This is a genomic window from Mycobacterium sp. 1482292.6 (assembly GCF_001672995.1).
Lineage (GTDB): Bacteria > Actinomycetota > Actinomycetes > Mycobacteriales > Mycobacteriaceae > Mycobacterium > Mycobacterium europaeum_A.
In genome coordinates this window covers 1-12,893 of the sequence record NZ_LZKV01000075.1, presented here as the reverse complement: position 1 = coordinate 12,893, position 12,893 = coordinate 1, and the positions used below count along the sequence as shown (strand labels likewise).

Here is a 12,893-nt window from a genome sequence, read left to right as displayed (position 1 = left end):
TCCCGCCCGGTGGCCCCGGCGGTCGTGACGGCATGTTGCCCGGCGATGCGCCGCCGGGCCGGGGCGCGCCGGGGCGGGGCGCCCCGGGACGCGGCGCCTGCGGGCGCGGGATGGGCCGGTCGACGGGTTGCGCCGACGAGAAGGGGTTGTTGCCGACGCGCGGGGCGCGGGGCTTGGGCATCGGGCCCGGACGCGGGCCCGGCGTCGCGCCGGGGCGCGGCGCCTGGCCGGCGGCCTGCCCGGGCGCGGGTGGTTTGGGCTGTCCCGGAGGCGGTGGCGGCGGTGGCCGTCCGGGCCAGCGCGGCGGTGCCGCGGGTGCGTTCGGTCGCCCCGGCGGTGCGCCGCGACGCGGCCGCAAGTCGAAGCGGGCGAAACGCGCCGAATACGAGAACATGCAGGCGCCCGTCGTCGGTGGCGTGCGGTTGCCGCACGGCAACGGCGAGACGATCCGGCTGGCGCGCGGCGCGTCGCTCTCCGACTTCGCCGACAAGATCAACGCCAACCCGGCCTCGCTGGTGCAGGCGCTGTTCAACCTCGGCGAGATGGTCACGGCCACCCAGTCGGTCGGCGACGAGACGCTCGAGCTGCTGGGCAGCGAGATGAACTATGTCGTGCAGGTCGTCAGCCCCGAGGACGAGGACCGCGAACTGCTGGAGTCGTTCGACCTGAGTTATGGCGAGGACGAGGGCGGCGAGGAAGACCTGCAGACCCGGCCGCCGGTGGTGACCGTCATGGGTCACGTCGACCACGGTAAGACCCGCCTGCTGGACACCATCCGCAACGCCAGCGTCCGCGAGGCCGAGGCCGGCGGTATCACCCAGCACATCGGTGCCTACCAGGTGACCGTGGAGCACGACGGTGTCGAGCGGCCGATCACCTTCATCGACACCCCGGGTCACGAGGCGTTCACCGCCATGCGTGCCCGCGGCGCCAAGGCCACCGACATCGCGATCCTGGTGGTGGCGGCCGACGACGGCGTCATGCCGCAGACGGTGGAGGCCATCAACCACGCCCAGGCGGCCGACGTGCCGATCGTGGTGGCGGTCAACAAGATTGACGTCGAGGGCGCCGACCCGGCCAAGATCCGCGGCCAGCTCACCGAATATGGTTTGGTGGCAGAGGATTTCGGTGGCGACACCATGTTCGTCGACATCTCCGCCAAGCAGGGCACCAACATCGAGGCGCTGCTCGAGGCGGTGCTGCTGACCGCCGACGCCGCCCTGGACCTGCGGGCCAACCCCGACATGGAGGCCCAGGGTGTGGCGATCGAGGCGCACCTGGACCGCGGTCGCGGGCCGGTCGCCACGGTGCTGGTGCAGCGCGGCACGCTGCGGGTCGGCGACTCGGTGGTCGCCGGCGACGCCTACGGCCGCGTCCGCCGCATGGTCGACGAGCACGGTGACGACGTCGAAGAGGCGCTGCCGTCGCGGCCGGTGCAGGTCATCGGGTTCACCTCGGTGCCCGGCGCGGGGGACAACCTGCTGGTCGTCGACGAGGACCGCATCGCTCGCCAGATCGCCGACAAGCGCAGCGCCCGCAAGCGCAACGCGCTGGCGGCGCGTTCCCGCAAGCGGATCAGCCTGGAGGACCTGGACTCGGCGCTGAAGGAAACCAGCCAGCTGAACCTGATCCTCAAGGGCGACAACGCCGGTACCGTCGAGGCGCTGGAAGAGGCCCTGATGGGCATCGAGATCGACGACGAGGTGGCGCTGCGCGTCATCGACCGTGGTGTCGGTGGCATCACCGAAACCAACGTCAACCTGGCGTCGGCCTCGGATGCGGTGATCATCGGCTTCAACGTGCGCGCCGAGGGCAAGGCCACCGAGCTGGCCAACCGCGAGGGTGTGGAGATCCGCTACTACTCGGTGATCTACCAGGCGATCGACGAGATCGAGAAGGCCCTGCGCGGCATGCTCAAGCCGATCTACGAGGAGAACACGCTGGGCCGCGCCGAGATCCGGGCGATCTTCCGGTCGTCCAAGGTCGGCATCATCGCCGGCTGCATGATCAGCAGCGGCATCGTGCGCCGCAACGCCAAGGCGCGGTTGCTGCGGGACAACATCGTGGTCACCGACAACCTTTCGATCACCTCGCTGCGGCGGGAGAAGGACGACGTCACCGAGGTCCGCGAGGGCTTCGAGTGCGGTATGACGCTGGGGTACAACGACCTCAAAGAAGGCGACATCATCGAGTCCTACGAGTTGGTCCAGAAGGAACGCACCTGACCCCACCGCCGACGACGCAACGACGACGCAGAACGACGACGCAGAACGACGATGCAGAACGAAGTGACGACGAGAAGGTGGTGAACCCGAATGCCTGATCCAGCCAGGGCGCGCCGGTTGGCCAAGCGAATCAACACCATCGTCGCCTCGGCGATCGAGTTCGAGATCAAGGATCCCGGGCTCGAGGGGGTCACCATCGTCGACGCGAAGGTGACCGCCGACCTGCACGACGCGACGGTCTTCTACACGGTGATGGGACGCACGCTGGACGACGAGCCGGACTACGCGGCCGCCGCGGCGGCCCTGGAACGTGCCAAGGGTGCGCTGCGCACCAAGGTCGGGGCCGGCACCGGCGTGCGGTTCACGCCCACCCTCACCTTCACCCGCGACACCACGTCGGACAACGTGGCGCGGATGGAGGAATTGCTGGCGCGCGCCCGGGCCGCGGACGCTGATCTGGCGCGGGTTCGTTCGGGCGCCAAGCCGGCTGGGGAGGCCGATCCATACCGGGATAGCGGATCGGGTGGGGAGCCCGGCCTCGACGGGAGCATCGGTGACGACGACCAACACCAATACTGAGCTGGGCGACGCCCGGGTGGGGGTGCGCGTCGACGCCGCGGGTGCGGTCGAGTTGCTGTCGGACGCCGACACCGTCGCGGTGATCGCACACGTGCATCCCGACGCCGACACCATCGGCGCCGGCCTGGCGCTGGGGCTGGTGCTGGACAAGTGCGGCAAGCGGGTCGAGGTCAGTTTCGCCGAGCCGGCCGGGCTGCCCGAGTCGCTGGCGTCGCTGCCCGGCTGCCGACTGCTGGTCGATCCCGATGCGATGCGCCGCGACGTCGATCTGGTTGTCACCGTTGACGTTCCGAGCGTCAAGCGGCTGGGCGCCTTGAGCGACTTGGCCCTCGAGGGCGACGAGGTGCTGGTCATCGACCATCACGCTTCCAACGATGTGTTCGGTACCGCCAATTTCGTTGACGTCCAAGCCGATTCGACCACGATGATGATCGCCGACATCCTCGACGCGTGGGACAAGCCCATCGATTCCGACGTCGCGCACTGCATCTACGCCGGCCTGACGACCGACACCGGATCGTTCCGCTGGGCCAGTGCGCGCGCCCTGCGGCTGGCGGCCCGGCTGGTCGACGGTGGCGTGGACAACGCCGCGATCAGCCGAACCCTGTTGGACAGCCATCCGTTCGGATGGCTGCCGCTGCTGTCGCGGGTGCTGGCCTCGGCCCAACTGCTGCCGGACGCCGCGGGCGGCCGGGGCCTGGTGTATGCCGTTGTCGGCAACCAGGATTGGGTGACCTCACGCCCGGAGGAAGTCGAAAGCATCGTCGACATCGTGCGGACCACGCAGCAGGCCGAGGTGGCCGCGGTGTTCAAGGAGATCGCGCCGCAGCAGTGGTCGGTGTCCATGCGGGCCAAGTCCGCCGTCGACCTGGCGGCGGTGGCGTCCGGCTTCGGCGGCGGTGGGCACCGGCTGGCGGCCGGCTATTCGACCACCGGCTCGATCGACGACGCGGTGGCGTCGCTGCGCACGGCCCTGGATTAACCCGGACTCGCCCGGACTAGAACGCCCAGCTTCCCGAGCGCTGCACGACGAATCCGTGGTCGCCGCTGGTGGTGTCCAGGCAGGCGACCAGGTCGTCGGCCCCCACCGCGCAGGTGACGTTGAGATAGGTCAACTTCTGGCCCGCCCCCAGCGATTTGCCGCCGGCCGGTAGCGGGGCAGGGTTGCCGTCGCATCCGGCGTAGGACATGCGGCTCAACTGGTAGCCGGGTCCCTTGAAGTCCACCGAACCGACGACGCAGTCGCCGGGTCGCGGGCGGCCGCCGGGGAAGGGAACGTCGTCCAGCCCCGACATGTCGCCCTTGCACTTGATGTCCTGCGACGGTTGCGGCACGGGCGGCGGGCCGCCGTAGAAGTCACACACCAGGGCGGAGCCGGCGGAGAAACTGACCCGCGGCGAGCTTCCCGGCGCGCCGGCGCCGATGTAGCCGTCGGCGGGCACCGGGGTGAAGGCGTCGAGATTCGGGAATCCCGGCGGCGGCAGCGCGCCCGCGGGCGGCGCGGCCACCGCGATCGCCGACGCGGCCGCCAGCGTCAGGCCACCGAGCACCCGCACGGTGACAGCGACGACGTGATACATCAGTTGATCGTATGGCGTGGGCGGGACCGGTGGGAACGGACCGGCCCAGATCGCGGCGTCAGCGCACCTGCGAGCGGCCGCGCGCCAGCACGGCCTCCCGGTTGGCGGCGATGTCGTCGCCGCTGGTCCGGAACTGCCGGGCGGCCGTCGCCTCCTGCCAGAGCCCGGCGCTGGTCTGCGCGTCGTCGATGCGGTGATACGACGCCAGCAGCGCCCGCACCGCGTCCTGGTTGTTCCCGACGATCGACGCCGCCACCGCCCGGGCGGCACCCAACAGCTGGTCGTGCGGCACCACCTCGGTCACCAGCCCGGCACGCAGCGCGTCGGCGGCGGACAGATAGTCCCCGGTCATGCTCATCCGCCTGGCCAGCCCGATTCCCACCTTCTGCGGCAACCGCACGCTCAGGCCCCAGGTGGGCAGCAGCCCCACCCGGGCGTGCGTGTCGGCGAACCGGGCGTTCTCCGAGGCGATCAGGATGTCGCAGTACAGCGCCAGCTCCAGGCCGCCGGTCACCGCGGCGCCGTTGATCGCGCCGATCACCGGCTTGGTCAGCGCCGGCCAGCGCGGCGAGATGTCCGGCAGCGCCGAGGAACCGCCCAGCTCCTTGAGATCCAGCCCCGCGCAGAACACCGGGTCGGTGCCGGTGACGATGACGACGTCGACGGCGTCGTCGGTTTCGGCGTCGGCCAGCGCCCCGAAGAAGCGGTCCCGCAACGCCGAGGACAGCGCGTTGCGCGACTGCGGTCGGTTGAGGGTCAGGGTGCGCACTCGCTCGTCGGTGTCGATCAGCAGGATCTCGTCGGTCATGACTTCACCGTAGCCAGTCGGCCCGCACCGGCGATGCGCGCCTTAACGCCCGCCGGTTCGTCGGGGAGCGGCGCCGCCGAGCAGCGCTTATCGTGGGAAAGATGTGCCGGAACATCACCGAACTGCGCGGACTGCAACCCGCCGCCACCGCCGAGGAAATCGCGGCGGCCGCCCGCCAGTATGTCCGCAAGGTCAGCGGCATCACCCACCCCTCGGCCGCGAATGTCGACGCATTCGAGGCGGCGGTCGCCGAAGTCACCGAGACGACGACGCGGTTGCTGGGGCAGCTGCCGCCGCGGCGCCAGCCGCCCAAGACGGTCCCGCCCTTGCGCCGCCCCGAGGTGATGGCGCGGATGGCGGGCGCGAAATGACCGTCACCACAACGACTCCCGCGCTCAAGGAGTGGAGCGCCGCGGTGCACGCGCTGCTGGACGGTCGCCAGCGGGTGCTGCTGCGCAAGGGCGGCATCGGGGAGAAGCGGTTCGAACTGGCCGCCCGCGAGTTCCTGCTGTTCCCGACGGTCGCGCACAGCCACGCCGAGCGGGTGCGCCCCGAGCATCAAGACCTGCTGGCGCCCGCGGCCGCCGACAGCACCGACGACGAGCTGGTGATCCGGGCCGCCGCGAAAGTCGTTGCGGCCGTGCCCGTCGAGCGCCCGGACGCCCTGCCCGCCATCGAGGACCTGCACATCTGGACTGCCGAGTCGGTGCGCGCCGACCGCCTGGACTTTCGTCCTAAGCACAAACTCGCGGTGCTGGTCGTGTCGGTACTCCCGCTGGCCGAGCCGGTGCGCCTGGAGCGGACCGCGGAGTACGGCGGCTGCAAAAGCTGGGTGGAGCTGCCGGTGCCGGCCCCGCCGGGGCGCGGCCCCGTTCATGACGAAGCGGCGCTAGCCGCGGTCGCCGCCCGGGTCCGCGACGCCGTTGGCTGACAACTCGGCCGGGCCGACCGGCAACAGCAGCCGGGAGCGTCCGTAGCGCACGGTGTGGGTGACCGGCGTGGGCTGCCGGCCGGTCAACACCGGCTCGCCGGAGCCGAGGTTGTGCGCGTAGCGCGGCGACCAGCTCCCGGCGATCAGCACGCGGATGCGTGAGCCGGCCCGGAAGCGGTGCGCCATGCCGTCGAGGTCGAGGCGAACTATTTTCTCCGACTTGGGTTTTGCCGCGGGACGCAGCCGGCGGTACGCCTCGCTGACGTTGCGCGACCGTCCCTTGGCGTCGACCTCGCTCACCCGCACGAACAGGTCGGCGTGCGGGCTGTCCGCGCCATGGGCGAGCTCGATGACCGGGCAGCCGTAGACATACACGTCCTCGGTGAGCGTCGCGCTGGTAAAGGCCAGCACGTCGTCGCGCGATGCCAACCGGCTGTCGTCGCGGTATCCGCCGTTGCCGGACAGCTGCGGGCCGCCGGTGGTCGGTGTCGGATTGGCCGGGTCGTAGCGAAATGTGGCCGGCGCCAACCCCTTCAGGCTTGGCGCGGTCTCGCCCAGGTAGCCACCGGGCCGCAGGTACAGCGGGCGTTCGGTGGTGGCGGGTGGCCAGTCGGGCAGGCTGCGCCAGCCACCGCCCCCGCCGGTGACGTAGACGCGCACCCGGCTGGGCCGGTGCGACGTGGCCGCACCGCCCAGGTGCGTGTCCAGCCAATCCAGTGCCTCCCGGGCGCAGGTGGGGAACCCGGTGGTGAGCAACTGGGTGTGGGTCCAGGGCCCGACGGTGAGCGCGACGTCGACACCGCGCCGGCGCAGATGCGCGTACTGCTGCAGCGTCTGCCTGATGAAGATGTCCTGCCAGCCGCCCACCAACAGCAGCGGCACCTGCACCCGGTCCAGCGCCTCGGTGCAGCGCAAGGCATCCCAGAACGGGTCATCCGGTTCGCTGTGTTCGACCCAGGATTCGAACCAGGGTGCGCCGGTGCCGAGCACCTGCCGCGCGGCGTCGCCCAGCGGCACCGCGGCCGCGGCCTGGGCCACCCGGCGGCGGGTCTGCAGCTGGCGCAGGGCGGCGCGCACCCGGACGGGGTCCTCCTGGTGCGCCACCATGTCGCTCCAGCCCAAAAAGTCGTTGATCGCGAATGTGCCGGTGCCCCAGGTTGATTCGTTGAAGTCGTGCGGACCGACCATGATGACGGCGGTGGCCAGTTCCGGCGGGGGATCCTGCAGCAGGGCCCACTGGGTGAAGCCCAGATACGACATTCCGATGGAGGCGAAGCGGCCGGTGAACCAAGGCTGCTCACGCAGCCAGGAGACGGTGTCGGCACCGTCGGCGGCCTCGTGTGCCATCGGCTCGAAGACCCCGCCCGAGCCGAACGTCCCGCGCACGCTTTGCAACACGACGTGGTAGCCGCGCGCCGCGTACAGCGCGCCGAATATCAGCGTGAACGGGAACCCGCGCCCGTACGGGCCGCGGACCAGCAGGGTGCCCGCGGGTGACGCGGTCGCCGGCGCATAGTGGTCGGCCACCAGCTGCACCCCGTCGCGCATCGGCACGCGGACGCGCTGCACGGTGTAGTCGGTGGTCTCCGGCGGCAGGCCGAGCAGCCGGGCGGCGGCCGTGCCGCCCAGGTGTCGCAGGGTGTGCAGCGCCGGCTGTGCGGGCCGGATCAACGTCGTACTCACGGTCCTCACATTAGGACCCGGTCAGCCGGCCGCGACGCGACGCGGCGCAAATCAGAACTTGTAATACGGCGCGAGGTCGTTGGCGCGCTGCACGTTGGTCTGCATGCAGTCGACCTCGGGGTTGGAGTAGACGGTCGAGTAGTACAGCGCCTGCTGCAGCACGCCGTAGCTGGTCTTGAACGCGACCATGCAGGAGTAGAACCAGTAGCTGTTGTGGTAGGTCGGCTTGAGCACCCAGTACTGCGCGGCCCGGTGGCCCGCGATCGTCGTCTCGACGGCATCGGCGGGCAGCGAGGCCTCATAGGTGCGCCAGATGATCGGCTCGACGGCCACCTGATAGTTGCCGGCGTCGAAGTGACAGCGCAGCCCGTCCTCGTGTTCGGGCGGTGTGAAGCCCAAGCCGAGGCGCTGGATGACGTCGAACGGGATGTCCTCGCAGGCGTCGAACGGGCGCGGATCGGTGGTCGCCACGATCGGGCTTTTCATTGTGGTTTCCATCGGCTGGGCGGTCGACCGCAGCTCGACGGACCGGTCGCCGCCACCCGGCCTGGAAAGGTCCTGCGGGGCGGTCAACAGGCCCACGGTGCCACCGATGGCCGCTGTGAGCAGCGCACCCAGCGCCCCCATCAGACGAACATTGGCGAACACGACACCCCCCTGACGCCGCAGCGGACCTTTCCGGGGGAGTGTACAAGTACCGCGCGCGACGTCACAGGCAAACCTGAACTTGTTCTAACTCACCCGCTGGTGGCCGAAAGGGCGCCCGCGAAAGGGGCGTGCTTGGGTCAAGTCGTTAGGGTGGTTATTCGTGGCTGGGCATACATCTGGGCGGGAATCGACCAACGGTGGGCAACCGACACTGTGGGCGGTGTCCGACCTGCACACCGGTCACCTGGGTAACAAGCCGGTCACCGAATCGCTGCATCCGTCGTCGCCGGACGACTGGCTGATCGTCGCCGGCGATGTCGCCGAACGCACCGACGAGATCCGCTGGGCCCTTGACCTGCTGCGACGGCGCTTCGCCAAGGTGATTTGGGTGCCGGGTAATCACGAGCTGTGGACCACCACCCGCGATCCCGTGCAGATCTTCGGCAAGGCGCGCTACGAGTACCTGGTCAACATGTGCGACGAGATGGGCATCGTCACGCCCGAGCATCCCTTCCCGGTGTGGGCCGAGCGCGGGGGCCCGGCCACGATCGTGCCGATGTTCCTGCTCTATGACTACAGCTTCTTGCCCGAGGGAGCCACGAGCAAAGCCGAAGGCCTGACCATCGCCCGCGAGCGCAACGTGGTCGCCACCGACGAATTCCTGCTCTCCTCGGAGCCCTACCCCACCCGTGAGGCGTGGTGCCGCGAGCGCCTGGAGATCACCCGCGCCCGTCTCGAAGAGTTGGACTGGATGACGCCGACCGTTCTGGTGAACCACTTTCCGTTGGTCCGCGACCCCTGCGACGCCTTGTTCTACCCCGAGTTCTCGCTGTGGTGCGGGACCACCAAGACCGCCGACTGGCACACCCGATACAACGCCGTGTGTTCGGTCTACGGTCACCTGCACATCCCCCGGACCACCTGGTATGACGACGTGCGCTTCGAGGAAGTCTCGGTGGGCTATCCGCGGGAGTGGCGCCGCCGCAAGCCGCCCAGCTGGCTGCGCCAGGTGCTGCCCGATCCCCAGTACGCGCCGGGCGACCTCAACGACTTCGGCGGCCACTTCCAGATCACTCCCGAGATGCGGCAGCAGGCCGCACAGTTCCGGGAACGGTTGCGGCAGCGGCAATCACGATGACGGGGGACATGCTGGTGTCCTCGGTGCTCCCGGCCGTGGACGGCCTGGCCTACGCGGAGGCATACTCCGACCCGCCCGATCTCACGCCGCTGCCCGAGGAGGAGCCGCTGGTCGCCAGGTCGGTGGCCAAGCGGCGCAACGAGTTCGTCACCGTCCGCAACTGCGCCCGCATCGCGCTGGGCGAGCTGGGCCTGCCGCCGGTCCCGATCCTCAAGGGGGAGAAGGGAGAACCCTGCTGGCCCGACGGCGTGGTGGGCAGCCTGACCCACTGCACGGGTTACCGGGGTGCCGTGGTGGGCCGCACCGACGCGGTCCGCTCGGTGGGCATCGACGCCGAACCGCACGACGTGTTGCCCGACGGAGTGCTGACCGCGATCAGCCTGCCGGCCGAACGCACCGAGATCACGGCGAACCTGTCGGGTGACCTGCATTGGGATCGAATCTTGTTCTGCGCCAAGGAGGCAACGTACAAGGCGTGGTTTCCGCTGACCAAACGGTGGCTGGGCTTCGAGGACGCCCACATCGCGTTCGAGGCCGATGGCCCCGGCGCGACGACGGGCGGGTTCGTGTCGCGGATCCTGATCGACCCGGAAGCGGTGTCCGGTCCGCCGCTGACCGAGCTGCGCGGCCGCTGGTCGGTCGAGCGCGGGCTGGTGCTCACCGCGATCGTGCTATGACCGAAAGCCCCAGCGGGCCAGGAATAGTCGTCGTCGACAAGCCGGCCGGGATGACCAGTCATGACGTGGTTGGGCGCTGCCGCCGGATCTTTGCCACCCGCAGGGTGGGGCATGCCGGGACGCTGGACCCGATGGCCACCGGCGTGCTGGTGATCGGGATCGAACGCGCCACCAAGATCCTCGGCCTGCTGACGGCCACCGCCAAGTCCTACACCGCCACCATCCGCCTGGGCCAGAGCACGTCCACCGACGACGCCGAGGGCGAGCTGGTGCGCAGCGTCGCGGCGCGGCACCTCACCGGCGCGGCGATCGAATCGGCGGTCGGTGGCCTGCGCGGCGACATCCAACAGGTGCCGTCGACGGTCAGCGCGATCAAGGTGGACGGCAAGCGCGCCTACCGGCTTGCCCGCGAGGGCCAGGCCGTCGAGCTCGCGGCCCGGCCGGTGCGCATCGACCGGTTCGAGGTGCGCGACATCCGGGTCGGCGCCGGGGACTGTGTGGACCTCGACGTCGAGGTCGACTGTTCGTCGGGAACCTACATCCGCGCCCTGGCCCGTGACCTCGGCGCGGCTCTCGGGGTGGGTGGGCACCTGACGGCATTGCGGCGCACCCGCGTCGGGCGCTTCGGGCTCGATCAGGCGTACCCGCTCGACGAGCTGGCGGAGCGGCCCCGGCTCAGCTACGGCCTGGACGAGGCCTGCCTGCTGATCTTCCCGCGCCGCGACCTGTCCGCCGAGCAGGCCGAGGCGACCGCCAACGGCCGGGCGCTGGCGCCGGCCGGGATCGACGGCGTCTACGCGGCGTGTGGCCCCGACGGCCGCGTGATGGCGCTGCTGCGCGACGAGGGGTCGCGCACCAAGTCGGTGGTGGTGATCCGCCCGGCGACGCTGTAACCGCTGCAATGCTTTGGCCGCCCCGGCCGAACGGTTGGTTGGGCTACGTTGCACACTGAGTGCCAAGACCGACCACGGTTCGGAAGGGGACAAGGATGTCCAACAAGGTCTACGTCATCGGCGTCGGCATGACGAAGTTCGAGAAGCCGGGTCGCCGGGAGGGCTGGGATTACCCGGACATGGCTCGGGAATCGGGGACCAACGCGCTGGCCGACGCCGGCATCGACTACCGCGAGGTCCAGCAAGGCTACGTCGGCTACGTCGCCGGCGATTCGACGTCGGGTCAGCGGGCGCTCTACGAGCTGGGCATGACCGGCATTCCGGTCGTCAACGTCAACAACAACTGCTCCACCGGCTCGACGGCGCTTTTCCTGGCGGCGCAGGCCATCCGCGGCGGCATCGTCGACTGCGCGATCGCGCTCGGTTTCGAGAAGATGCAGCCCGGTTCGCTGGGCGGCGGCGCCCAGGACCGCGAATCGCCGATGGCCAAGCACGTCAAGGCGATGGCCGACATCGACGAGTTCGCGATGCCCGTCGCCCCCTGGATGTTCGGCGCCGCCGGCCGCGAGCACATGAAGCAATACGGCAGCACCGCAGAGCATTTCGCCAAGATCGGCTACAAGAACCACAAGCACTCGGTGAACAACCCGTTCGCCCAGTTCCAGGAGTCCTACACGCTCGACGACATCCTGGCCGCGCGGATGATCTCCGACCCGCTGACCAAGCTGCAGTGCTCGCCGACCTCCGACGGTTCGGGAGCGGCCATCCTGGCCTCGGAGAGCTTCGTCGACAGCCACGGGCTGGCCGCCCAGGCCGTGGAGATCGTCGGGCAGGCGATGACCACCGACTTCGCGTCGACGTTCGACGGAAGCGCCAAAAACCTCATCGGCTTTGACATGAACGTCCAGGCCGCGCAACAGGTTTACGACCAGTCCGGGCTGGGGCCGCAAGACTTCCAGGTGATCGAACTGCACGACTGCTTCTCGGCCAACGAGCTGTTGCTCTACGAGGCCCTGGGCCTGTGCGGCCCCGGTGAGGCGCCCAAGCTGATCGACAACAACGACACCACCTACGGCGGGCGCTGGGTGGTCAACCCGTCGGGCGGCCTGATCTCCAAGGGGCACCCGCTGGGCGCGACCGGGCTGGCGCAGTGCGCCGAACTGACCTGGCAGCTGCGCGGCACCGCCGACAAACGTCAGGTCGACAACGTCAGTGCCGCCCTGCAACACAACATCGGGCTGGGTGGCGCGGCCGTCGTCACCGCCTACCAGCGCGCCGAGCGTTAAGGGCGCCATGATCGAGCGGTCCGAGACGGACCTGATGGTCCGGGATGCCGTTCGGCAGTTCGTCGACAAAGAGATCCGTCCGCATTTGGACGAATTGGAAACCGGCGAAATGTCGCCGTATCCGATCGCGCGCAAGCTGTTCAGCCAGTTCGGCCTCGACGCCATGGCCGCCGAGTCGGTCAAGAAGATGCTGGACCGCGAGCGGGCCGAGCTGAACGGCACCGCCGCCGCTGAGGAATCCGGCGAAAAGCCCGACGGGTCAAGCGGTTTCGGCGGCGGCGCCCAGGGTTCGATGATCGCGGTGCTGGTGTCCGAGATCGCCCGGGTCAGCATCGGGTTGCTCAGCACCGCGTCGGTGAGCCTGGGCTTGGGCGCCGCGACCATCGCCAGCCGCGGGACGCTGGCGCAGAAGGAACGCTGGCTGCCCGAGCTGATGACGCTGGAA

Annotated in this window: 13 protein-coding genes and 1 pseudogene; 10 read left to right on the top strand and 4 right to left on the bottom strand. The window is 69.8% G+C overall.

Going from position 1 to position 12,893, the window contains the following annotated elements; translation table 11 throughout:
• The 3 genes and pseudogenes from infB to A5624_RS07065 all read left to right on the top strand — a co-directional run.
• Positions 1–2,225 (top strand): annotated as a pseudogene (infB, locus tag A5624_RS07075) (translation initiation factor IF-2); the annotation flags it as partial.
• Between the two features lie 90 nt (positions 2,226–2,315).
• Entirely contained in the window at positions 2,316–2,804 is a 489-nt protein-coding gene (rbfA, locus tag A5624_RS07070) for a 30S ribosome-binding factor RbfA (protein WP_066863718.1), read from the top strand.
• Positions 2,779–3,786: a bifunctional oligoribonuclease/PAP phosphatase NrnA gene (locus A5624_RS07065; protein ID WP_156748805.1), complete on the top strand. Its 1,008-nt coding sequence runs from the start codon at positions 2,779–2,781 to the stop codon at positions 3,784–3,786. Before rbfA ends, A5624_RS07065 begins: the two co-directional genes overlap by 26 nt.
• A 16-nt stretch (positions 3,787–3,802) precedes the next feature.
• On the opposite strand, the gene A5624_RS07060 is transcribed toward A5624_RS07065, so the two are convergent.
• A complete protein-coding gene (locus A5624_RS07060; RefSeq protein WP_066863715.1) occupies positions 3,803–4,384 on the bottom strand; it encodes a hypothetical protein in 582 nt (193 codons plus the stop codon).
• Positions 4,385–4,442: 58 nt separating this feature from the next.
• Positions 4,443–5,192: an enoyl-CoA hydratase gene (locus tag A5624_RS07055; RefSeq protein ID WP_066863712.1), complete on the bottom strand. Its 750-nt coding sequence runs from the start codon at positions 5,190–5,192 to the stop codon at positions 4,443–4,445.
• Positions 5,193–5,293: 101 nt separating this feature from the next.
• Here A5624_RS07055 and A5624_RS07050 point away from each other — a divergent pair, with 101 nt between their 5' ends.
• Together A5624_RS07050 and A5624_RS07045 are read left to right on the top strand one after the other, a co-directional pair.
• Positions 5,294–5,563, top strand: a complete 270-nt coding sequence (locus tag A5624_RS07050) for a DUF2277 domain-containing protein (protein WP_066863721.1) — start codon at positions 5,294–5,296, stop codon at positions 5,561–5,563.
• Complete coding sequence (locus A5624_RS07045; RefSeq protein ID WP_066863709.1) at positions 5,560–6,123, top strand: DUF1802 family protein; 564 nt, start codon at positions 5,560–5,562, stop codon at positions 6,121–6,123. Before A5624_RS07050 ends, A5624_RS07045 begins: the two co-directional genes overlap by 4 nt.
• On the opposite strand, the gene A5624_RS07040 is transcribed toward A5624_RS07045, so the two are convergent.
• Together A5624_RS07040 and A5624_RS07035 are read right to left on the bottom strand one after the other, a co-directional pair.
• A complete protein-coding gene (locus A5624_RS07040) occupies positions 6,082–7,806 on the bottom strand; it encodes a CocE/NonD family hydrolase (RefSeq protein WP_066863705.1) in 1,725 nt (574 codons plus the stop codon). The two genes, A5624_RS07045 and A5624_RS07040, sit on opposite strands and share 42 nt — an antisense overlap.
• Before the next feature lie 51 nt (positions 7,807–7,857).
• Positions 7,858–8,454, bottom strand: coding sequence for a DUF3558 domain-containing protein (locus tag A5624_RS07035; protein ID WP_066863704.1), 597 nt, complete (start codon positions 8,452–8,454; stop codon positions 7,858–7,860).
• Between the two features lie 160 nt (positions 8,455–8,614).
• Between A5624_RS07035 and A5624_RS07030 the strand changes: the two genes are divergently transcribed.
• The 5 genes from A5624_RS07030 to A5624_RS07010 form a co-directional block, all read left to right on the top strand.
• Positions 8,615–9,592, top strand: a complete 978-nt coding sequence (locus tag A5624_RS07030) for a metallophosphoesterase (RefSeq protein ID WP_066863703.1) — start codon at positions 8,615–8,617, stop codon at positions 9,590–9,592.
• The gene (locus tag A5624_RS07025) at positions 9,589–10,269 is read left to right on the top strand and encodes a 4'-phosphopantetheinyl transferase (protein WP_066863693.1); all 681 of its coding nucleotides are present in this window, start codon (positions 9,589–9,591) and stop codon (positions 10,267–10,269) included. The genes A5624_RS07030 and A5624_RS07025 overlap by 4 nt, the downstream gene beginning before the upstream one ends.
• Complete coding sequence (truB, locus tag A5624_RS07020; RefSeq protein WP_066863690.1) at positions 10,266–11,162, top strand: tRNA pseudouridine(55) synthase TruB; 897 nt, start codon at positions 10,266–10,268, stop codon at positions 11,160–11,162. The genes A5624_RS07025 and truB overlap by 4 nt, the downstream gene beginning before the upstream one ends.
• Before the next feature lie 95 nt (positions 11,163–11,257).
• Entirely contained in the window at positions 11,258–12,448 is a 1,191-nt protein-coding gene (locus A5624_RS07015) for a lipid-transfer protein (protein WP_066863688.1), read from the top strand.
• Positions 12,449–12,455: 7 nt separating this feature from the next.
• Positions 12,456–12,893 (top strand): acyl-CoA dehydrogenase family protein (locus A5624_RS07010; RefSeq protein ID WP_197518930.1); only part of this gene is annotated, 438 nt, incomplete at its 3' end.

Coding starts and splice junctions, on each gene's coding strand:
- A5624_RS07050 (WP_066863721.1), top strand. CDS start 5,294: ATGTGCCGGAACATCACCGAACTGCGCGGACTGCAACCCGCCGCCACC.
- A5624_RS07025 (WP_066863693.1), top strand. CDS start 9,589: ATGACGGGGGACATGCTGGTGTCCTCGGTGCTCCCGGCCGTGGACGGC.
- rbfA (WP_066863718.1), top strand. CDS start 2,316: ATGCCTGATCCAGCCAGGGCGCGCCGGTTGGCCAAGCGAATCAACACC.
- A5624_RS07015 (WP_066863688.1), top strand. CDS start 11,258: ATGTCCAACAAGGTCTACGTCATCGGCGTCGGCATGACGAAGTTCGAG.
- A5624_RS07060 (WP_066863715.1), bottom strand. CDS start 4,384: ATGTATCACGTCGTCGCTGTCACCGTGCGGGTGCTCGGTGGCCTGACG.
- truB (WP_066863690.1), top strand. CDS start 10,266: ATGACCGAAAGCCCCAGCGGGCCAGGAATAGTCGTCGTCGACAAGCCG.
- A5624_RS07055 (WP_066863712.1), bottom strand. CDS start 5,192: ATGACCGACGAGATCCTGCTGATCGACACCGACGAGCGAGTGCGCACC.
- A5624_RS07045 (WP_066863709.1), top strand. CDS start 5,560: ATGACCGTCACCACAACGACTCCCGCGCTCAAGGAGTGGAGCGCCGCG.